General features: G+C 70.1%; 15 protein-coding genes. 8 read left to right on the top strand and 7 right to left on the bottom strand.

Annotation, left to right across the window (positions count from 1 at the left end; genetic code table 11):
- Positions 1-219 precede the first annotated feature (219 nt).
- Positions 220-1,812: an FAD-dependent monooxygenase gene (locus QSK30_RS14010; protein ID WP_285502960.1), complete on the bottom strand. Its 1,593-nt coding sequence runs from the start codon at positions 1,810-1,812 to the stop codon at positions 220-222.
- Positions 1,813-2,049: 237 nt separating this feature from the next.
- Between QSK30_RS14010 and QSK30_RS14005 the strand changes: the two genes are divergently transcribed.
- Together QSK30_RS14005 and QSK30_RS14000 are read left to right on the top strand one after the other, a co-directional pair.
- Entirely contained in the window at positions 2,050-2,490 is a 441-nt protein-coding gene (locus QSK30_RS14005) for a MarR family winged helix-turn-helix transcriptional regulator (protein WP_285502958.1), read from the top strand.
- 221 nt (positions 2,491-2,711) lie between these two features.
- Positions 2,712-3,173 carry a MarR family winged helix-turn-helix transcriptional regulator gene (locus tag QSK30_RS14000; RefSeq protein ID WP_285502956.1) on the top strand — a complete coding sequence of 154 codons (462 nt, stop codon included), beginning with the start codon at positions 2,712-2,714 and terminating at the stop codon, positions 3,171-3,173.
- A 202-nt stretch (positions 3,174-3,375) separates the two neighbouring features.
- On the opposite strand, the gene QSK30_RS13995 is transcribed toward QSK30_RS14000, so the two are convergent.
- The gene (locus QSK30_RS13995) at positions 3,376-4,758 is read right to left on the bottom strand and encodes a phenylacetate--CoA ligase family protein (protein WP_285502954.1); all 1,383 of its coding nucleotides are present in this window, start codon (positions 4,756-4,758) and stop codon (positions 3,376-3,378) included.
- Positions 4,759-4,771: 13 nt separating this feature from the next.
- Positions 4,772-6,136, bottom strand: a complete 1,365-nt coding sequence (locus QSK30_RS13990) for an MFS transporter (protein WP_285502953.1) — start codon at positions 6,134-6,136, stop codon at positions 4,772-4,774.
- Positions 6,137-6,298: 162 nt separating this feature from the next.
- On the opposite strand from QSK30_RS13990, the gene QSK30_RS13985 reads away from it, so the two are divergent.
- From QSK30_RS13985 to QSK30_RS13970, 4 genes are all read left to right on the top strand, one after another.
- Positions 6,299-7,318, top strand: a complete 1,020-nt coding sequence (locus tag QSK30_RS13985; RefSeq protein WP_285502951.1) for a ketoacyl-ACP synthase III family protein — start codon at positions 6,299-6,301, stop codon at positions 7,316-7,318.
- A gap of 256 nt (positions 7,319-7,574) precedes the next feature.
- Complete coding sequence (locus QSK30_RS13980; RefSeq protein ID WP_285502950.1) at positions 7,575-8,792, top strand: cytochrome P450; 1,218 nt, start codon at positions 7,575-7,577, stop codon at positions 8,790-8,792.
- Between the two features lie 573 nt (positions 8,793-9,365).
- Positions 9,366-10,724: an MFS transporter gene (locus QSK30_RS13975; protein ID WP_285502949.1), complete on the top strand. Its 1,359-nt coding sequence runs from the start codon at positions 9,366-9,368 to the stop codon at positions 10,722-10,724.
- A 14-nt stretch (positions 10,725-10,738) separates the two neighbouring features.
- Positions 10,739-11,521 (top strand): helix-turn-helix domain-containing protein, encoded by a 783-nt coding sequence (locus tag QSK30_RS13970; protein ID WP_285502921.1) that lies wholly within the window; start codon positions 10,739-10,741, stop codon positions 11,519-11,521.
- Between the two features lie 1,576 nt (positions 11,522-13,097).
- On the opposite strand, the gene QSK30_RS13965 is transcribed toward QSK30_RS13970, so the two are convergent.
- Both QSK30_RS13965 and QSK30_RS13960 read right to left on the bottom strand, forming a co-directional pair.
- A complete protein-coding gene (locus tag QSK30_RS13965) occupies positions 13,098-15,389 on the bottom strand; it encodes an FG-GAP-like repeat-containing protein (protein WP_285502919.1) in 2,292 nt (763 codons plus the stop codon).
- Positions 15,390-15,603: 214 nt separating this feature from the next.
- On the bottom strand, positions 15,604-16,359 hold the full coding sequence (locus QSK30_RS13960) for a lysophospholipid acyltransferase family protein (protein WP_285502917.1): 756 nt from the start codon (positions 16,357-16,359) through the stop codon (positions 15,604-15,606).
- A 228-nt stretch (positions 16,360-16,587) separates the two neighbouring features.
- Here QSK30_RS13960 and QSK30_RS13955 point away from each other — a divergent pair, with 228 nt between their 5' ends.
- Together QSK30_RS13955 and QSK30_RS13950 are read left to right on the top strand one after the other, a co-directional pair.
- The gene (locus QSK30_RS13955) at positions 16,588-17,358 is read left to right on the top strand and encodes an alpha/beta hydrolase (RefSeq protein ID WP_285502916.1); all 771 of its coding nucleotides are present in this window, start codon (positions 16,588-16,590) and stop codon (positions 17,356-17,358) included.
- Positions 17,355-17,831: a hypothetical protein gene (locus tag QSK30_RS13950; protein ID WP_285502914.1), complete on the top strand. Its 477-nt coding sequence runs from the start codon at positions 17,355-17,357 to the stop codon at positions 17,829-17,831. The genes QSK30_RS13955 and QSK30_RS13950 overlap by 4 nt, the downstream gene beginning before the upstream one ends.
- A gap of 91 nt (positions 17,832-17,922) precedes the next feature.
- On the opposite strand, the gene QSK30_RS13945 is transcribed toward QSK30_RS13950, so the two are convergent.
- Both QSK30_RS13945 and QSK30_RS13940 read right to left on the bottom strand, forming a co-directional pair.
- Positions 17,923-19,296 (bottom strand): FG-GAP repeat domain-containing protein, encoded by a 1,374-nt coding sequence (locus QSK30_RS13945; protein WP_285502912.1) that lies wholly within the window; start codon positions 19,294-19,296, stop codon positions 17,923-17,925.
- 28 nt (positions 19,297-19,324) lie between these two features.
- Positions 19,325-20,671: a C40 family peptidase gene (locus QSK30_RS13940; protein WP_285502911.1), complete on the bottom strand. Its 1,347-nt coding sequence runs from the start codon at positions 20,669-20,671 to the stop codon at positions 19,325-19,327.
- Between the last annotated feature and the right edge of the window lie 82 nt (positions 20,672-20,753).

Here is a 20,753-nt window from a genome sequence, read left to right as displayed (position 1 = left end):
GTCGACTGCCTGTGCTCGAAGTCAAGGATCTGCCCTGACGGGCAATGTGTGTCCGCACAACGGTTTCCCGGGCACGCCGACGGGGACCATCCGACCAATGGGCGACGGTTGTTGGACCGTTCGGCCGCATTTTCGGCGAAACCGTCACGGCGGCGCGGGACACTGGGATAACAGTGCGGGAAGGACTGACCTACGCCTGATGGCGCGGTGACACGAAGACTATTCGCGCTCGGGCGAGACCGAATCACGTTGTGGCAACAGTGATTCCAGTCGGGACAGTACGTCGTACGCACGTGCGGCCGGGGCGTGCGCCAGCACGTGCTGGTCCGGACGGACCAGCACGACCCGGGTGCCGCGCGCGGTTCGACCCTCCACAGAGGACAGTCCGGATCGGAGGACCCGGCCGTGCAGCGCGCGCATGTCGACCTCGTCGGACCACTGGCGCGCGACCCGGTCGAGCAGCGCGCGCAGCTGCGCCCCGCGGGCGGGACCGTCCACCAGGACGGTGAACCGGTGCCTGCACAGCGCCGCGCGCAGCGGCGTGCGGACACCGTCCACCAGGACCGGCCAGTTGGGCACCAGGGCGCCGGGGCGGTACGGGGACAGCCGGGAGCCCCCCGCGCCGGGCTCGGCGGCGTAGCGGACGCGCAGGCCCGCCAGCCGGGGCACGTAGTCCAGGTCGGCCAGCCGGGTGGCCGAGACCACCCGCGCGGCCAGGTCGCGGACCACCCGGTGCCAGCGCTTGCGCACCAGCCACGCCTTGGTCTGCAGGTCGGCGTCGCGCACCACGGCGGCCACCGCGGCCATCCGCTCCGGCTGGTAGCTCGCCAGCAGGTCGGCCGCGGCCCGGCCGTGCCAGACCATGGCCAGCTTCCAGGCGAGGTTGTGCGCGTCGCCGATACCGGTGTTGAGCCCCTGCCCGCCCGCCGGGCTGTGGATGTGCGCGGCGTCGCCCATCAGGAAGACCCGCCCGTCGCGCATCCGCTCGGCGTGCCGGGCGTGCACGGCGAACGCGGTCAGCCACAGCGGGTCCGACATGGTGAGCCCGCCGGGGCCGCGGTCGTCGAGCAGCCGCTGGACGTCGTCGAGGGTGACGTTGTCCCGGTCGAGCCCCGGCGGCGCGGAGGTGAACACCCGGTAGCGGCCGTGCGGCATGCCGACGAGCGCGAGCATCCCCTTGTCGCTGACGTAGTAGTAGGCCTGGTCCGGGGCGAGCCCGCCGTGCAGCCGGACGTCGGCGAGCACGAACCCGACCGGGTAGGTGCTGCCCTCGAACGGCACGCCGAGCAGCTTGCGGACCGTGCTGCTCGCGCCGTCGGCACCGATGACGTAGGAGTACTCGGCCCACTCGGTGCCGCCGTCGGCGAGCTCGAACCGCGCGCGGACCGCGTCCGGGCGCCGCTCCAGCTCGACCAGCCTGGTCCGCCAGCGCACGGCGCCGCCTCGGGCGTGCAGGCCATCGAGCAGCAGCCGCTCGATCGCGGGCTGGCCCACGACCATCGGCCGGGTGTGCGCGCGCAGGCCCAGGGTGAGGATCGGGCGGTTGCCGGAGAAGTAGTGCAGGGCGCCGAGCGGGTGCCCCAGCGCCGGGTCGCGCAGCTCGACGCCGAGCCCGCGCAGGATCTCCATCATCCGCGGCCAGGCGGCCAGCGAGCGGGTGAACGGGTACTGCCCCGCAGCCGCGTCCACGCAGTGGACCGCGACCCCCTTGTCGAGCAGGTCGGCCGCGGCGGCGAGCCCGACCGGACCGGCCCCGACCACCAGTACCGGCAGCTGGCGGGGGGTCGCCCCCGACTCCGACTGATCCGTCATGAGCGTCCTTCGCGTTGCCCGACAACGACTGTGCACCAGCGGAGCGGCATCAGTTTCCTGCCTCAGGTGAGGAACCTTACACGTCTCAGGAGATCATGGGAACCGCTCCCGCGGCGGCCGGGGCGACTACGCTGGGCGGCGCCCCGACACTGTCAGCACTCGTTTGATATCCAGCACCGGTGGACATATCATGGGTCGATTGCAAAACAGGAGGCTGACTTGAGTACACGTTCTGGTATGGCAGGGCTGGAGGCGGAGATCGCCCGCCGTCCGGGCCACGTGATCAAGCGCGCCGAGCAGGCCCTCATGTCGGCCAAGAGCGGCGTACTCCGCGAGTTCGACCTGACCGTCCCGCAGTACGGCGGTCTGCTCGTGCTCTCCTACCTGCCCGGCGCCTCCGGGGCGCAGCTGGCGCGCATCCTCGCGGTGACCCCGCAGACGATGGCGACCGTGCTGTCGAACCTCGAAGCCAAGGGCCTGATCACCCGCACTCCCTCCGCGGTGCACCAGAAGGTGTTCGTCACCAAGCTCACCCGCGTGGGCGGCGCGCTGCTCAAGCGGGCCGACGTCAAGGCGCACGCGGTCGAGGAACGGCTCTCCGCCGAGTTCACCGACGATGAGCGCCGCACGCTCACCACGCTCCTCGAACGGGCGATCAAGGTGCTCCACGACGAGTAGCCCGTACCCGCCAGCACAACCGGCCGTACCCTCATGGGGGTGCGGCCGGTTCTCGTTGGGCCAGCGGTGGTCCCCGGCAGCCGCACAGCTGTATACGAGTACTGATAACTACAAGAACTCTGTTACGATGGGGACGGCTCACCGAACCGGCGCCGCCGGTCTGGTCGCGCCGTGCCGATCGCCGCGCCACCCCGCCACCCGACGTCATGCTAGGGGGGACATTGAAGACCGGATTCCCCAGTCAGCGCCCGGATCCCGGTATCCAGGAGCTCGGCGCCACGATCCGCAGCGCCGACCACGCCCTCTCCGGCGAGACCGCCGCGCTGCTGCGGGAGATCGACCTGACCGTGCGCCAGTACTCCACCCTGCTCGTGCTGGCCAACTCACCCGGGCTCTCCGGCGCGCACCTGGCGCGGTTGTGCCTGGTCACCCCGCAGAGCATGGCCGCGATCCTGGCCAAGCTCAGCGCCCGCAACCTGATCGAGCGCGAACCCTCGCAGGTGCACGAACGAGTGCTGCTCGCCAAGCTGAGCGGCGAGGGCTGGGCGCTGCTGCGCAAGGCCGAGACGCTGATCAAGTCCGCCGACGAGAAGCTGGCCGACACCCTGCACCCGGACGAGCGCAAGCAGTTGCAGGACTTCCTGCGGCGCATCGTGGATGCCTTCGCCGACACCGGTTCCTAGTCCAATGGTCGAAAAGTCCGAATTGGTCAGTGACCGATTACCCTGGCAGTCATGGGACAGGTGACCGACCGCGGGTGGACTCCAGTCCACTTCGGTCCACGGACCCGAACGGCCGCCGACGGATGACGGGCCCGCGCCCGTCCCCGGCCCGCCCGCCGCGGCCGGCTCGCGGGTGGGCACCGCGAGCCGGCCGCCGCGCCCGCTACCCGGGCAGCGAGATGAAGGACTTGATCTTGCCGGAGATCCGGTTGCGCGGGATCCGCTCCACCGCGGCGATCGAGACCACCGGATCGGCCAGCCCGGCCTCGCGCATCGCCGAGACCAGCGCCGCGCGCACCGGACCGAGGTCGCAGGCCGCGCGCAGCTCCACCACCACGTCGGCGCCCGCGGCGGTCTGGCGAACCTGGTACTGGGCGATCCGCGAGTCCCACAGCGGGGTCCAGAACACGTACGGGTGCACGTAGACCCCACCCGGGTACTCGAAGACGTCGTCGTGCCTGCCCGCCACCGGGGCGATCCGGCGACCGGTCCACGGTCCGGGGTTGTCGCCGCCGGTGTGGTCGTCGAGGACGAGCACCTCGTCGGCGATCTCGTAGCGGATCAGCGGGAAGACCTTGTTGATCACGTTGGTGACCAGCAGCTTGGCCGCCCGGGTGCCCGCCGGGACCGGCTCGTGCGCGGCGTCGACCGGCTCGTAGACCGCCAGGTCCTCGCCCAGGTGCAGCTCGGTGCGCCCGGGCATCGAGCAGGCCAGCATCCAGGTCTCGGAGGTGCCGTAGAAGTCGATCACCGGCGCACCGAAGGCGTTCTCGATGGTCTCGCGCATGTGCGGGAACAGCGGCTCCGCGCCGCCGAGCATGACCTCGGGCTTGATGTCGAGCCTGCCCTCCTGCTGCTCGAGCGCCAGCCGCCAGAGGATCGACGGGTAGGCCAGGATCTGGTTGGGCTGGAAGCGGTTGAGCGCCTCGACGATCTCATCCAGTGGGCGGGTCACCGGCACCTTGCAGCTGTCCTCGCCGGTGTCGAAGGTGGCCCGGATGGCGTCGGACATGTGCGAGGCGTGCGCCGCGCCGACGAACGCCCCGCGCGGCGGCGAGAGCTCCAGGTCCTTGATCACCCACGGCATCAGCCGCCAGGCGCCCAGACCGGCCTGCAGCCAGCCCTCGTAGTCCCACGGGAAGAGCCCGGTGAGGCCGGAGGAGCCGCCGGTGGTCACGATGTGGAACTCGTCGAACAGGTACTCCGGCCCGTTCTCGGTGACCTTGTCCAGGTGCGCCTGGGCGATCTCCAGGTTCAACCGGGGGTCGGTGACGATGTGGTCCCAGTTGGCCATCACGTCGGCCTTGTTCATCGTCGGCAGGTGCCGGATGTCGTCGCCGGTCAGGCCATCGGGGTCGACGTCGCGCAGCCGCTCCCGGTGCCACGGCGAGTTCTCCTTGGCGTGGCGCACCATCGCGCGCAGCCGCTCGTCGCGCAGGTGGTGCAGGCGGGCCAGCGGCCAGGTCAGCTTCTCGGCCTCGGCGCTCATCTGGCCGAGCACGGCTCTCAGGTGCGGCTGCCGGGCCTCGTCGTAGGTTCTCGCCATCGGGTTCGCGACCTCACTGTTCGGATCTGGTTTGGGGCAGTCGCCGCAGCAGCGCGGCGAGGACGAGGCCGACGACCACCAGGGTCACCAGGGCGGGGACGAAGCCGGAGCGCGCGCCGTAGAAGACGATGCCGATCAGCGCGACCCCCAGGGCGCTGCCGATCTGCACCGCGGTGTTCAGCACGCCGGAGCCCGCGCCCGCCAGCCGGGCCGGGACGCCCGCCAGGGTGCGCGCGGTCAGCTGGCTCATGATCAGGCCCATGCCGAGCCCGCAGACCAGCAGCGCGGGCGCCAGCCAGACCACCGGCAGGTCGGTGAGCAGGGTCAGCAGCGCCCAGCCCGCGGTGAGGACCAGCGCCCCGACCGACACCATCCGGACACCGATCCGGCCGGCCAGCGCGGCGCCGCGGATGGTCATCACGAAGAAGCCGACCCCGATGGCGGTGTAGAGCACGCCGGAGCCGACCGGGCTCATGCCGCGCTCGTCCTGCAGGTAGACGGCCAGGACCAGCAGGAACGCGCCCATCGCGGCGAAGTAGAGCGCGGTCGAGGCCACGCCGACGGCGAAGGCGCGGTCGCGGAAGAGGGCCGGGTCGACCAGCGGGGTGCTCGCGGTGCGCTGGCGGGCGACGAACGCGGTCAGCAGCACCACGGCGACCGCCAGGCTCACCCAGGTCCACAGCGGCCAGCCGTGCTCGCGGCCCTCGACCAGCGGCAGCACCAGGGCGATCAGGGCGACCGCGGCCAGCACCGAGCTCCAGCCGTCGAGCCGGGTGTCGCCACCGGCGCGCGACTCGGGCACCGCGCGGCGGGTGAACGCCAGGGCGACCAGGCCGATCGGCAGGTTGACCAGGAAGCAGAGCCGCCAGCCCAGGCCACCGGAGTCCGCCGCGATCAGCAGGCCGCCGATGAGCTGGCCGAACACCCCGGCGACGCCCTTGGACAGCCCGGAGATGGCGAACACCTTGGCCCGCTGGGCACCGGTGTAGGTGGTGCCGAGGATCGCCAGCACCTGCGGGGCCATCACACCCGCGGCCAAGCCCTGCGCGACGCGGGCCAAGATGAGCATGTCGGCGTTCCCCGCGAGTCCACAAGCGACAGACGCGGCGGTGAACACGCCCAGTCCGATCGCGAACAGCCGCCTGCGACCGTGGATGTCGCCCAGCCTACCCCAGGTGATCAGGCCCGCGGCGTAGGCGAGCGCGTAGCCGACCACGATCAGCTGCACCTGCGCGGCACTGGCGTGCAGGTCGCGGCGGATGGCCGGAATGGCCACGTTGGACACGAAGAAGTCCAGTGTGATCATGAAGTCACAGGAGAGCAACACGGCCAGCGCGCCCCGGTTGGTCACCGGTCGCCGGACAGCCTGGTCCACCACGTCCTACCCCTTTCCCCCGACAGTGCCGAAAGTGGAGCCCGCGGCGCTGACGAGTCGCTGACCCGGTCCTGACTGGACGGTGATCAGCCCTGGGTCATCGGGATATCAGTCGCGCGGAAGAGATTGTGCGCGTCTCGACTGTCCACATGAGAGGAGTTTGACGTGCGCTGCACGAGAGAGATCTTCGTCGCGGGCACCGCCACCGCACTGCCGCCGACGGTGTCGGTCGCCGAGGCCGAGGCGGCCGGGCTGGTCGGGGAGGGGCACACCGGACTGGGCTACGAGCGGATCGCGGTGTCCGACGGGGTGACCGGCCCGGAGCTGGCGATCGAGGCGGGCCGGGCCGCGGTGGCCCGCGCGGGCGTCCCGGCGGGCGAGTACGACCTGCTGCTGCACAGCAGCCTGTGGTTCCAGGGCCTGGACATGTGGGGCACGGCGAGCTTCGTGGCCAACCAGACGGTGGGGCCGCAGGCGGTGTCGATGGACCTGCAGCAGCGCTCCAACGGCGGCATGGCCGCGTTCCACACCGCGACCGCCTACCTGCTCGGCGGGCTGGCCGACACCGCGCTGCTGACCACCGGGGACAACTTCGCCGCCCCCGCGTTCGACCGCTGGAACTCGCAGATGTACACCGTCTTCGGCGACGGCGGCACCGCGCTGGCGCTGTCCACCCGGGGCGGGGTCGCCCAGGTGCTGTCCACCGCGGCCTTCGCCGACAACTCGCTCGAGGGCTTCGGCCGGGGCACCGAGCCGTTCCGGTTCGCCCCCGGCACCGAGGCCCCGGTGCCGGTGCTGCGCAGGCTCGCCCAGCACATGGCCACCCCGGCCGCGGCCAACGGCTGGGACCGCATCGAGGCCGCCATGTTCAAGACCCGCGACCAGGTGCTCGCCGACGCGGGCATCGAGCAGGACCAGGTCGTCCGCGCGGTGCTGCCGTTCATCCACCGCGGCCAGGGGCAGGCGGAGAACTTCGACGCGCTCGGCTTCACCGAGGCCCAGTCGCTCTGGGGCTTCGGCTCCGGGGTGGGCCACCTCGGCGCGGGCGACCAGTTCGCCGGGCTCGACCACCTGCTGTCGAACGGGCTGGTCACCGAGGGTGACCACGTGCTGGTGTTCGGCGTCGGGGTCGGCTTCAACTTCGCCGCCACCGTGCTGCGGATCGTCGGGCCGACCGGCTGGTGAGCGCGGCGTCAGCACCTGGTCAGCCGGTGCTGCCACCGTCTGCGGAACACCCGCGGCACCCCGCGGGCGCCGGGCTGGGACCACGCGGTCGCAGTCCGGCGCCGCCGTGTCCGGGGTCCGCCGTGCTCGCAGTTATCGGACTCCATTCAGCTGCTTGATATGTCACAGGGCACTGATATCGTGGCGTGGACTGCTACAGCACCCGGGTGCTCAGGCCGGGATCGCTTGACCTGAAACAGCTACGGAAGAGACAGCCATGACTGTGACAGCCGAACCCTCCCTGGCGACCCTGTTCGACCCCGCCAACCGCGCCGACCCGTACCCGGTTCTCGCAGGTCTGCGGTCCGCGCCGCGCACCGAGCTCGACGGTGCCCTGGTCGTGGTGGGGGACTACCGGAACTGCGCCACCATCCTGCGCGACCCGACGGTCAGCGCGGACCGGCGGAACTCGCTGCTGGGCGCCACCTTCGGCGACACCCCCGACGAGGTCCCGTTCGACTCGTTCCTGTCGATGGACGCCCCGGACCACACCCGCCTGCGCGGGCTGGTGTCCAAGGCGTTCACCCCCCGGGTGATCGCGAACCTGGAGCCGCGCATCCGCGAGATCGTCGCCGACCAGCTGACCAAGGCGGGCGAGGCGAACGCGATCGAGGTGGTCTCCCAGCTGGCGAACATCCTGCCGGTCACCATCATCAACGACCTGCTCGGCGTCCCGGCCCGCGACCACGACATCCTCCAGGACTGGTCGCACCGCCTGGTGCGCGGCCTGGACCCGGCGACCGACCTGGGCGACCCGGTCGTGCTGGCCGACATCGAGCTGGCCAAGGAGGGTTTCCGGCTCTACTTCGCCGACCTGGTCGCCTTCCGCCGCGAGAAGCCCGCCGACGACCTGCTCTCGCACCTGGTGCGGATCGAGCAGGACGGCGAGGTGCTCACCGAGGCCGAGCTGCTGGCGACCTGCGCCCTTCTGCTGGTCGGCGGGTACGAGTCGACGGCCAACCTGATCGCGAACGGCGTGCTGGCCCTGCTCCGCCACCCGGACCAGCTCCAGGCGCTGCGCGAGAACCCGGGCCTGGCCTCGGCGGCGGTCGACGAGGTCCTGCGCTACGACACCCCGGCCCAGATGGTCACCCGAGTGGCCCGCCGGGAGATGTCGGTGGAGGGTGTGACGGTCCCCAACAACGGCGTGATCATGCTCCTGCTGGCCGCCGCCAACCGCGACCCGGCCGTCTTCTCCGACCCCGACCGCTTCGACCTCCGCCGCGGCGCCAACCACCACCTGGCCTTCGCGGCCGGACCGCACTTCTGCATCGGCTCGAGCCTGGCCAAGCTGGAAACCTCCATCGCCCTGTCCGAGTTCGCCCGGCGGGTGCAGGCACCGGAGCTGGACGAGAGCCTGCTGACCTACCGCCCGCACGTGAACCTCCGGGGCCCGGAGCGGATGTTCGTCCGCTTCGACAACATCACCAACTAGCCCCACACCGCACCCGAGGCATCGCGCAGGCGGCAGAGCCACACCCACACACAGCCCGCCCCGGCGCGAGCCAGCCCACCAGGCCACGCCCAACCCAGCCAGGCTCTCCCGGTCACCCCCAACCCAGCCAGGCCAGCCTGGTCACCCCCAACCGAGCCAGGCCAACCCGGCCACACCCACCCCAGCCGGGCCAGTCCTGCCCAACCCAGCTGGAACGCAAGCCCCACAACACACTGCTCGATCTGGTGGACCTGCTTTGTCTGGGGAGAAAAGAGGCGCTAGCCTGGTTCGGCGGTGGGTATCCCTTTCCCACCCGCTCTACCCACGGCGCCTCTTTTCTTAGGGGCCCCAGACAAAGCAGGTCCACCAGATCGAGCCCACCCACGGTCCCGGGCACCCACCAATCGCCCAGCGTCCCCGGGCACCCACCAACACCCATCGAGGCAGCACCGAGCACAGCGATACCCACCGCGACACACCTCGAAACCGGCGCAGGGCAACAGATCAGCCGAGCATCAGCACAGCATCAGCCGATCAGGACACAGTGGACACAAAAACTCCCCCGGAGATGAGATGTCCACAACCCTCGCCCCGCCAACAAGAGCCTCGATCAGCGACCGCCTGGAGCGCCTGCCGCTCGGGCGCACGCACCGGCACCTCACCCTCGTCGTCGGCATCGGCCTGTTCTTCGACTTCTTCGACAGCAACCTCTCCGGCACCATCGCCAAGGTCATGCAGACCAGCTTCGGGTTCGGCACCACCGAGCTCAAGCTGGTCCTGGCCTCGGCGTTCGTCGGCCAGTTCGTCGGCTCGATCGTGCTGGGCCGGTTCGCCGACCGGTACGGGCGCCGGGCCGCGTTCATGCTCAACCTGGGCATCTACTCGTTCTTCACCCTGCTCGGCGCCTTCTCCCCCACCGCCATCTGGCTGATCGCCACCCGGTTCCTCGCCGGTGTCGGGATCGGTGCGGAGAACGCGCTCTCCGACTCCTACCTCGCCGAGATGCTGCCCGCCAAGAAGCGCGGCCGCTACATCGCCTGGGCCTACACCGTCGGGTTCTGCGGTGTCCCCGCGGTCGGGTTCGCCGCGCTCTGGCTGGCGCCGCAGACCGTGTTCGGGATCGCGGGCTGGCGGGTCCTGTTCGTCCTGGGCGCGCTCGGTTCCGCTGTCGTGTGGGTGTTGCGGCGCAAGCTGATCGAGTCGCCGCGGTGGCTGGCCGTGCAGGGCCGCGACGCCGAGGCCGACGTGCTGGTCCGGAAGATGGAGGCCGAGGCCGGGATCCCGAGCGCGGTGTCCGCGCCGACGCCGCCGCAGGGCAAGCGACCGGGGATCGGCGCGCTGCTGAGCCGGGAGTACCGCAAGCGGACCCTGGTGCTCTGGACGTTCAGCATCCTGTCGGTGACCGCGTACTACGGCTTCGGCACGCTCGCGCCGCAGGTCATGGCGGCCAAGGGGTTCGGCGTCGTGGCCAGCCTCGGGTACGTGGCGATCTCCTTCCTCGGCTACCCGATCGGCTCGCTGCTCTCGGTGCCGCTGATGGACCGGTTCGAGCGCAAGACGCTGCTGGCCGGGTCGGCGGTGGCGATGGCGGGCTTCGGGCTGGGCTTCGGCTACGCCGCGTCGGTGCCGATGCTGGTGGCCTGCGGGATCGGGTACACGCTGGTGAGCAACGTCTTCGCCAACGCCTCGCACGTCTTCCTCGGCGAGCAGTACCCCACCCAGATCCGCACCACGGCCGCGGGCATGGCGTACTCGTTCTCCCGGCTCAGCGCCGCCGCCATCCCGTTCGTGCTGTTCCCGGTCCTGCAGGCGAGCGGGCCGGGCGCGCTGTTCGGGGTGATCACCGGGTGCATCGCGCTGATGGTCGTGGTGCTGCTGGGCCTGGGCGACCGGACGACCGGTGTCGAGGTGGAGCAGTACGTCCGATCCTGAGGTAGCCTCCGGTCATGGGGTCGGAGGCGGGTGTGGGGCCGCTGCTGCGGCAGTGGCGGGAACGGCGGCGGATGAGCCAGCTGGAGCTGGCGCTGGCCGCCGACAGCTCCACCCGGCACCTGAGCTTCGTGGAGAACGGGCGCAGCAAGCCGAGCCAGTCGATGGTGCTCAAGCTGGCCGAGCACCTCGACGTCCCGGTCCGCGACCGCAACGCCCTGCTGCTGGCCGCGGGCTACGCCCCGCTGTACTCCCAACTCCCGCTCTCCTCACCGGAGATGACCACTGTGCGCGTAGGCATCGAGCGCTTGCTCGATGCCTACGCGCCGTTCCCGGCCCTGGTCTTCGACGGCACCTACGAGGTGGTCGCGGCCAACTCCGCGGTACAGCGGATCTTCCTCGACGGGGTGTCCCCCGCGGTGACAGCCAACGGCATCAACCTCCTGCGCGTCGGACTCCATCCAGACGGCCTGGCAAGACGGGTCGTCGACTTCCCGGCCTGGCGGGAACACCTGCTGGAACGGGTGGAGCGCAGCCTCACCGCACGCCCGTCCCCCACCCTGCAAGCGGTGTACGACGAAGTGACCGCCTACCCGATCGTCGACGGCCTACCCGGCACCGGCCCAGGACCAACGGTCGCGGTCGCCCTGCCCTTCCAACTGGCGGTGGACGACCGGGTGCTCTCCTTCATCACCACGGTGGCGACGTTCAACAGCCCACTGGATATCACTGTCTCGGAACTGGCCATCGAGACCTTCCTCCCGGCCGACCAGTCCACTGTGGACTACCTACGCGACTGAGAACGCCGGGACCAGGTACCACCGATTGGCCGGTTCCTCAGTAGCATCAAGACTCACCACGGCGGGCTCGACTCCGTCGATCACCGCGAGCTCCAACTCCCAGGCAGTGATCCGGTAGCCGGTGTAGGTGGGCTGAAAACCCCACGCCTGCCCAGCACCCCCATCACACGGACCAACCGAGGGCACCGGCGCCGATGTGAGGCACCAGGTACCGACGCTGATCGTCCAACCACCATCAGCGGGAGCGGGCGAGATCCGCCACTCAAGCCCATCCCCGGCACAGTCCCGCAGACTCGGCAGCTCGGTATCAGCGGCAAGACAGGTCCCGGTCAACGCGGAAACGACCTGGTAGTACTGCGCACCCCCAGCCGAGGCCGGAGTCGCGATACCCGCGACACCGATGACGGTGCAGGCCACCAGGACGGCCAGACGCAGGGCGGTCGGAGGTGAAGCAGAACTTGCGGTAGAACGTTCAGGGCTACTCATGGCCCAAGTGTCTACCCACCACACCAACGAAACGCCGAACCGAGCGCCCGGAACCCCTCAACCGAGTGAAATCCATCCCCACCAGCCCGGGACAACGTCCCAAAGCGCAGGAACTCCAAGCACCACCGCTCCCTTGCCCCAGACACACCCACCTCTTGCCGCCCTTGACTCCCATCCATCTCTTGTTGCCACCCTTGGCACCCACCTCTCACCTTCCACCCTTTGCCGCCCCACCCCATCCTTCTTTGCTCTTTCAATCTCTTCAATCTCTAAATGCCGAGCCTGCTGGTACGCAACACCCGTTACGTTTGTGCTCGATTGGGTGGACTGCCTTCGTGTGGGGGGAGGCGACCGCTAAACTTGACCTGGTAGTGGGGATGCCCTTCTCCCCACGCTTTTTCCCCACGCGGTCGCCTAGGGGCCCCACGCGAAGGCAGTCCAGCCAATCGAGCCTCCGCTTTACTCGGGCAGCTCGTGGGGTGTGCCGCACGCCGACCTACGGTCGACCTGCATGGTGGCTCATCGCTGGGGTTGCCCGAGTAAAAGCATGGGCTCGATCTAGTGAACTCGCTTCGCGCGGGGCCCCTAGAGCACCGCGGTGGAGAGAAAAGGGCAGGTAAGGGCATCCCCACCCACGGCAAGTTTAGCGGCACTCTCCCCCCACACGAAGCAAGTCCACCAGATCGAGCATCCGTAACGGGACTTGCGTACCAGCGGGGTCGGCCTCACCGCTGCGGTTTAGTGGGGGACGGGATTCTCTTGGTGCTGGTGGGGTCGGCCTATCCGCTGCCGTTTGATGGGTGGGGGCGGGATTCACTTCGGTGCAGCAGGGTCGGCTTATCCGCTGCGGTAACAGCGGGGGCGGGATCTTGTTACTTGCCAGCGGGGTCGGCCTATCCGCTGCGGTTTGCTGGGGGCGGATTCACTTCGGTGCAGCAGGGTCGGCTTGTCCGCTGCGGTACCGGCGGAGTCGGGATTCTCTCGGCCGGGTGGGTGTCGCCCAGGCCGGTGGGTCACACCGTGGCCGGGGACGCGAGCGGCCCGTGCGCGAGGTGCGCACGGGCCGCTCGATCACTCCTTCAGGTGCCTACTAGCTCAGTCGAGCCAGGCGCCAGTCCCACACGCCGGGGCCGCTGCGCCACTCCACGTACGGGAGCGGGGTGTGCCAGCCCGAGAAGACGAACAGGCCGGTGTCGAGGTTGAAGTAGTTGTAGAAGGCCAGCACGTCACCGTGGCCGTCACCGTTGAAGTCGCCCGCGGTGATCTTGGTCTTGCTCCAGTCCCAGGAATTGAAGCCGCTGTCCCAGAGGCTGAACGGCACCGTGGCCGAGGAGCCGCGCCCGGTGGTGCCGGGTGCGATGAACAGGGCGGTGCGGGCCTGGTTGTAGTTGTAGAGCAGGGCGACGTCGGCCTTGCGGTCGCCGTCCATGTCGGTGATCGAGACCTTCGCCTGGTTCCAGTCGAAGTTGCCGAAGCCGCTGGCCCAGGTCTGGTACGCGCCGGTGGCCGCCGGGCCGGAGGCCGCGGTGCCGGGCACGACGAACAGGCCGGTGTTCGCGCCGCCGTAGTTGTAGAGGGCGGTCACGTCGACCTTGCCGTCGCCGGTGAAGTCGCCGACGGCGTACTTGGCCTTGCTCGACTCCCAGTTGCCCACCCCGGTCTGCCACGCCGGGTACGGCGTGGTCACGTTGCCGGGGCCGGTGGCCGCGGTGCCGGGGAAGACGTAGAGGCCGGTGTTGGCGTTGCCGTAGTAGTAGATCGCGACGACGTCGCCCTTGCCGTCGCCGTTGAAGTCGCCGGCGTGGAACTTCGTCTTGCCCACGGCCCAGTCGCCCGCGCCGCTGGCCCACACCCGGTACGGCGTGGTGGTCTCCCCCGCGGTGCCCGGGAACACGAAGATCGCGGCGGTGTTGTTGCCGTAGTCGTACTGCGCGAGCACGTCGGTCTTGCCGTCGCCGTTGAAGTCGGCCGCGGCGATCTGGTTGACCCTGGACCAGTTCCACGCGCCGAAACCGCTGTCCCACACCCGGTACGGGTAGGTCGCGCGGCCATCGATGGCGGTGCCGGGGAAGACCCAGAGCCCGGTGCGCGCGTTGCCGTGGTCGTACATGGCGAGCACGTCGGCGCGGCCGTCACCGTTGAAGTCGCCGGTGATGGTGCCGCTCTCGTCGGTGCCGCCCACCGGGGCGGGCACGTCGGTGAGCAGGGTCAGGCCGTAGCGGGAGAGGATCTCGTTGACCGGCTGGAAGAACGTGGTGCCGCCGACGGAGCAGTTGCCGCTGCCGCCGGAGGTGACGCCCTGCGCCTGGTCGCCGCTGATGAACGAGCCGCCGGAGTCGCCCGGCTCGGCGCACACGTCGGTGCGGGTGAGGCCGTAGACGAGCTCGGGGGTGCCGACGCCGTAGTTGACGGTCTCGTTCTTGGACAGGATCTTGCCGCACCAGTAACCGGTGGTCTGGCCGGAGCGGCAGACCGCGGCACCGACCGGCGCCTCCTGCGAGCCGCGCACGGAGACGTACGGGCCGGTGTAGGGGTTGACGTCGGGGCGCGGGGTCCAGTCGCTGGTGGTCCGGACGAAGGAGAAGTCGTCGGTCGGGAACGCGGACTGCTCGATGGTGCCCTGAGCCACGCCGTTCCAGCCGGTGGTCGGCGTGCTGGCCGGACCGCAGTGGCCCGCGCTGACGTAGCCGCCCTGCACGGCGAAGCCCACCGAGCAGCCGCCCGCCGGGGTGGAGTACGGCTCGCCGCCGCGCAGGTCGGTGGCGTACTTGCGCGGCTTGTCGGCCGAGCGCACGACCTTGACCAGGGCGGACTCGCCCGCCGCGGCCGCGAAGCGCTTGACCTCGGCGGCCTCGGGGTCGGCGGCCAGGACCACGACGCTGTTGGACGCGAAGTCCACCCGCCAGCCGGGCACCGAGGCCGGGACCAGCTTGGCCGCGGCGTCGAGCTTGGCCTTGGCCGCGTCGAGCCGCGCCGCGCTGTTGCGCACGACCTGCGGGCGCGCCCCCGCGGCCCGCACCTTGACCGCCGCGGCGTCGTCGGTGACCGCGACGACGAGCTGGCTGGCGTCGTCGTTCAGCCAGGAGCCCGCGTACGCGCCGCCCAGCTGCTCGCGCAGTGCGCGCTCGACCTTGGTCGCGTCGCCCTCGCGGGCCAACCGCAGGGTGACCTGCTGGTCGTTGAGCTTGAGGTCGCGCTTGATCGCCTCAAGGGCGCTCTTGGTCTGCTCGGCCTTGCTCTTGGTCGACGGCTTGGCGGGCGTGGGCGCCTGCGGGACGGCCTGCGGGGCCGCGGGCGCGGCGGGCGCGGCCTGGGCCGCGACACCGGTCAGCGGCAGCAGTGCTGCCGCGAGCAAAACCGGGACGGCTCTGCGAGATCTCACCTGTGAATACCTCTCCCCAGTGGATGTGGCCACCCAGCGCGGTACGCCGATCGGAGCAACGTCTCCCCAACCCGTTCGGCGACCCGGCGAGCGGCCGGCAACGTGAATGCCGTCGCAGAGTATTCGGGCCCACCGACAATCCCGTCAACGGCATTGGGTGACCCGCACGAGAGCGGGAAACGGCCACCTGGCAAAGGAAGTGGCCTGCGCCCGGTCAGCCCGCCTCGGTCTCCGGGACCCGGTCGAACTCGCGGGCGGCGCGCTGCTGCTGCGCGGGCACCACCACCGCGGGCTCGGCCTGCAGCTCCTTGGCCTTCGCGGCGTACATGTCGACGTACTCCTGGCCGGAGAGCTCCATCAGCGCGTACATGATCTCGTCGGTGATCGAGCGCTCGACGAACCGGTCGCCCGCGAGCCCCTCGTACCGGGAGAAGTCCAGCGGCTTGCCGACCTTGATCCGGATCGGGTACGGCCGCCACATCTTGGAGCCGATCGGGTTGGCCTTGTCGGTGCCGAACATCGCCACCGGGACCACCGGAACCCCCGCCTCCAGCGCGATCCTGGCGACCCCGGTCTTGCCCTTGTAGAGCCGCCCGTCCGGCGAGCGGGTGCCCTCGGGGTAGATCCCCATCAGGTTCCCCTCGCGCAGCAGCCGCACGCCGGTGTCCAGCGCGGCCTGGGCGGCCGAGCCGCTGGAGCGGTCGATCGGGATCTGGCCGACGCCGGTGAAGAACCACTTCTTGAGCCTGCCCTTGACCCCGGGCGCGGTGAAGTACTCCAGCTTCGCCGGGAAGGTGACCCGCCTGCGGACCTTGAGCGGCAGGAAGAACGAGTCGGACACCGCCAGGTGGTTGCTGGCCAGCAGCGCGCCGCCCTCGGCCGGGATGTTCTCCAGCCCCTCGATCCGGGGCCGGAAGAACACGTGCAGGATCGGACCGAGCAGGACCCTCTTCATCAACCAGTACAGCACTCGACCAGCACTCCCGTCTCCACCGCGTCGCCACCGAGCCTACGAACCGCCACCACCTGGCACAACGCCGCGCCCGGCGGCGTAACACCGCGGCCACCGGAGGAGATGCCGCAGACAGGTGTGGGTCCAACGACGAGACCGGTGGGATCGATCCGGGCGCGACCGGCCGGGTTCGTGCGACGATGGCCACAGCCCAGGCTCACCGGTGATGATCATAGGAGGGGCGGGGTGCCAGCGATCTCAGGCGCGCAAGCCTACGCGCACGACGGCTCCACCGGGGTCGGCGTGCTGCTCAGCCACGGCTTCACCGGCTCACCGGTCAGCCTCCGGCCGTGGGCCGACCGGCTGGTCGCCGAGGGGCACAGCGTGCGGTTGCCGCTGCTGCCCGGGCACGGGACGAGCTGGCAGGAGATGAACGCGACGACCTGGCCGCAGTGGTACGGCGAGGTCGAGCGGGCCTTCGACGAGCTGCGGGCCTCGTGCGAGGTGGTGTTCGCCTTCGGCCTGTCCATGGGCGGGGCACTGTGCCTGCGGCTGGCCCAGGAGCGCGGCGCGCAGGTGGCGGGCCTGGTCCTGGTCAACCCGTCGGTGATGACGCTGCGCAAGCAGGCCCGGCTGCTGCCGGTGCTCTCGAGGGTGGTCGCGTCGGTGGCGCCGATCAGCAACGACATCGCCAAGCCCGGGGTCAGCGAGCACGCCTACCAGCGGACCCCGCTGCGCGCGCTGGCGAGCCTGGCGAAGCTGTGGGCGACCGTGCGCCGGGACCTGCCCAGGGTGGACCAGCCGGTGCTGGTGCTGCACTCGGCGGTGGACCACGTCGTGGAACCGGAGAACTCCGCGCTGGTGCTGGGCGGGGTCTCCAGCACCGATGTCACCGAGGTCGTGCTGGAGAACAGCTACCACGTGGCCACCCTGGACCACGACGCGCCGGTGATCTTCGACCGGAGCGTCGAGTTCGTCCGGCGGGTGCGTGCCGAGCGGGCAGGAGATCGGGTGTGAAAGGCCGCCCAGGCGACGGTCCCGAGGACGTGGACGCCGCCTTCGCCGAGATCGTCGCCGACCTGGAGCGCGAGGGCGTCGGCCGCGACGTCCCGTCGGAGGCCGAGCTGCGCCGCGAGCTGCGGGAGCAGGAGCCCGACCAGCCCGTCGACCCGCCGCGGCCGCCCGCGCCCGCCTCGTCCTGGCGCGCGCACGACACCGAGTTCGACTGGACCGACGAGAACGCCGACGAGCACTACGAGCCGCCGGAGCCACCCCCGCTGCCCCGGCTGCGCCCGGCCACCATCGTGGCGATCGTGCTGCTGGTCGCCGGGGTGCTGCTGCTGGTGCTGCCCAGCCTGATCGGCCTGGACGCCCGGATCGCCACCCCGATCGCCCTGGTCGCGCTGGCCTCCGGCATCGGGCTCCTGCTGCTGCGGGCCCGCAAGCACCCGCACGACTACCCCGACGGCGACGACGGCGCCCAGGTCTAGGAGTCCGGTACGACCGCCCGAACAGCGCCACTGCCCGGGACGACGGGGAGGTCGTCCCGGGCAGTGGCGCTGTTCGGGCGCGCCGAGCGACTCAGGTGATGGCCTTGTAGCCGGTCCACTCGCCGGTGCCCGGCCACATGCCGCCGCCCCAGCCCACGTGTCCGGCACCGTCACCGGGGAACAGAATCAGGTTCGAACCCGGGTCGATCGCCGCGATGTCCGTGCGCCCGTCGTTGTTGTAGTCAGCGGCGGTGAGCTTCTTGTACCCGGTCCACTCACCGGCACCCGGCCACATGGCACCGCCCCAGCTCACGTGCCCGGCACCGTCACCGGGGAAGAAAGTCAGGTTCGAATACGGGTCCCACGCCGCGACGTCGGTACGTCCGTCGCCGTTGAAATCGCCTGCCGTGAGTTCCTTGTAGCCGGTCCACTCACCAGCACCGGGCCACATCGCACCGCCCCAGCTCACGTGCCCCGCACCATCACCGGGGAACAGAGTGAGGTTCGAATACGGGTCCCACGCCGCGATGTCCGTACGTCCGTCGCCGTTGAAATCGCCTGCCGTGAGCTCCTTGTAGCCGGTCCACTCACCAGCACCCGGCCACATCGCACCACCCCATGACACGTGCCCCGCACCATCACCGGGGAAGAAGGTCAGGTTGGAATACGGGTCCAGCGCCACGATGTCCGCGCGTCCGTCGCTGTTGAAATCACCCGCGGTGAGCTCCTTGTAGCCGGTCCACTCACCAGCACCCGGCCACATCGCACCGCCCCAGCTCACATGCCCCGCACCATCGCCCGGGAACAGAGTGAGGTTCGAGTACGGGTCCCACGCCACGATGTCCGCACGGCCGTCGCCGTTGAAGTCGTGGCCTCCGGTGCCCCGCCACACCGCGTCGACGACCAGCGACGCCGCACCGACGTTGACCCGGTAGTTGGAGCCGTCCGGGAAGGCCGAGCGCTGCACCCGCTGGCAGATGTCGGCGATGTCCCCGCTGCCCCAAGAACCGTTGGGGTAGAACGACTGCATCGAGTTGAGGAACGCGTTGGTGGCGTAGACCGGGTCGACCAACTGGGCCGGGGTACCCCAGCCCTGGCTCGGGCGCTGTTGGAACAGCCCCAGGCTGTCGTGGTCGAGGGCGACGTTGTAGTTGTTGAGGTGGGTCTCGGTGATCACCGTGGTGATCGCGATGTCGGCGGCCCGCTCGGTGAGACCGCGGGCCCGGACCTGGTTGACCACCGCCCTGGCGCAGGAGACGTGCGTGGCGGTGAGCCAGGTCAGCTGGCCGTGCAGCTGGTTGGCGATGGCGGTGTCGGCGCCGGTGACGCCCGGGCCGCAGGGGGCGACGCTCGCGGTGAGCGCCCGGGCGTCGGTCGTCTCGACTGTCGCCGAGGCGGTCGCGGCGCTGGTGAGCAGGGCGAGGGACACCAGGGCGGTGGCGCTCGCGCAGGCGGTCTTCTTCATGATCAGCCTCTCGGGTCGGGGTGCGCTGCTACGCGATCGCCTTGTAACCGGTCCACTCGCCGGTGCCCGGCCACATGCCGCCGCCCCAACCGACGTGTCCGGCACCGTCACCGGGGAACAAGATCAGGTTCGAACCCGGGTCGATCGCCGCGATGTCCGTACGGCCATCGCCGTTGTAGTCACCTGCGGTGAGGGTCTTGTACCCGGTCCACTCACCGGCACCCGGCCACATCGCACCGCCCCATGACACGTGCCCGGCACCATCACCCGGGAAGAGAGTCAGGTTCGAGTACGGGTCCCACGCCGCGATGTCCGTACGGCCATCCCCATTGAAATCACCTGCGGTGAGCTCCTTGTACCCCGCCCACTCGCCAGCACCCGGCCACATCGCACCGCCCCAGCTCACATGCCCCGCACCATCACCGGGGAACAAGGTGAGGTTCGAATACGGGTCCCACGCCGCGATGTCCGTACGGCCATCCCCATTGAAATCACCCGCCGTGAGCTCCTTGTAGCCGGTCCACTCACCAGCACCCGGCCACATTGCGCCACCCCAGCTCACATGCCCCGCACCGTCACCCGGGAAGAAAGTCAGGTTCGAATACGGGTCCAGCGCCACGATGTCGGTGCGTCCGTCGCTGTTGAAATCACCCGCGGTGAGTTCCTTGTAGCCGGTCCACTCACCGGCACCCGGCCACATCGCACCGCCCCATGACACGTGCCCCGCACCATCACCGGGGAACAGAGTGAGGTTCGAATACGGGTCCCACGCCACGATGTCCGCACGGCCATCGCCGTTGAAGTCGTGGGTGTTCGCCTGCGCGGACTCGACGACGTTCTTGTACCGGCGCGGGGTGAACGTGTTCGCGTAGGAGGCCGACCACGAGCGCTCGACGGCGGGCTGCCCGGTGGTGTACTCCTCGCGGACGACCGGCGAGGTCTTACCCGCGTCGGCCCACCGCACGAAGAGGGCGACGTGCTGGATCGAGGCGTCGCGGCGCAGGAGGATGTCACCGGGGCGCAGGTCTGCGCGGGCGATGACGTTGGAGTAGTTGGGCAGCGTGTCGGTGGTCGCGGACGTGCCCAGCCCCCAGGCCATGGACACGAAGCCGGAGCAGTCTTGGCGCCAACTCCCGTTGGAGTTCGTATAGCAGGAAGCCTGGTCGTACATGACGTGCGCGTCGATCCACTGCTGCGATCTGACCAACATCTGCTGGCGGTTCATCGACGAGACCCCGGTGGTCGCGCAGTCGAAGAGCACCCGGTCCATCCCGGCCGGGCCGGGAGTCCCCTGGTCAGGAGCGGCGGAGGCGATACCCGCGGTGGTGAGCAGGGAAATGGCGACAGCACCGGTGAGAGCTATCTTCCGAAACATCTACAACCCCTTTGGCAAGTGATTCGAACTGTTTCCCTCGAACAGTTCAAACACTTCCAACAACGCCTAGAGGTCCCCTATA

Origin of the sequence: Actinokineospora sp. NBRC 105648, assembly GCF_030269645.1 — a bacterium.
Lineage (GTDB): Bacteria > Actinomycetota > Actinomycetes > Mycobacteriales > Pseudonocardiaceae > Actinokineospora.
Note: the sequence above shows the minus strand (reverse complement) of the source record. Positions and strands in the feature narration are given on the sequence as shown.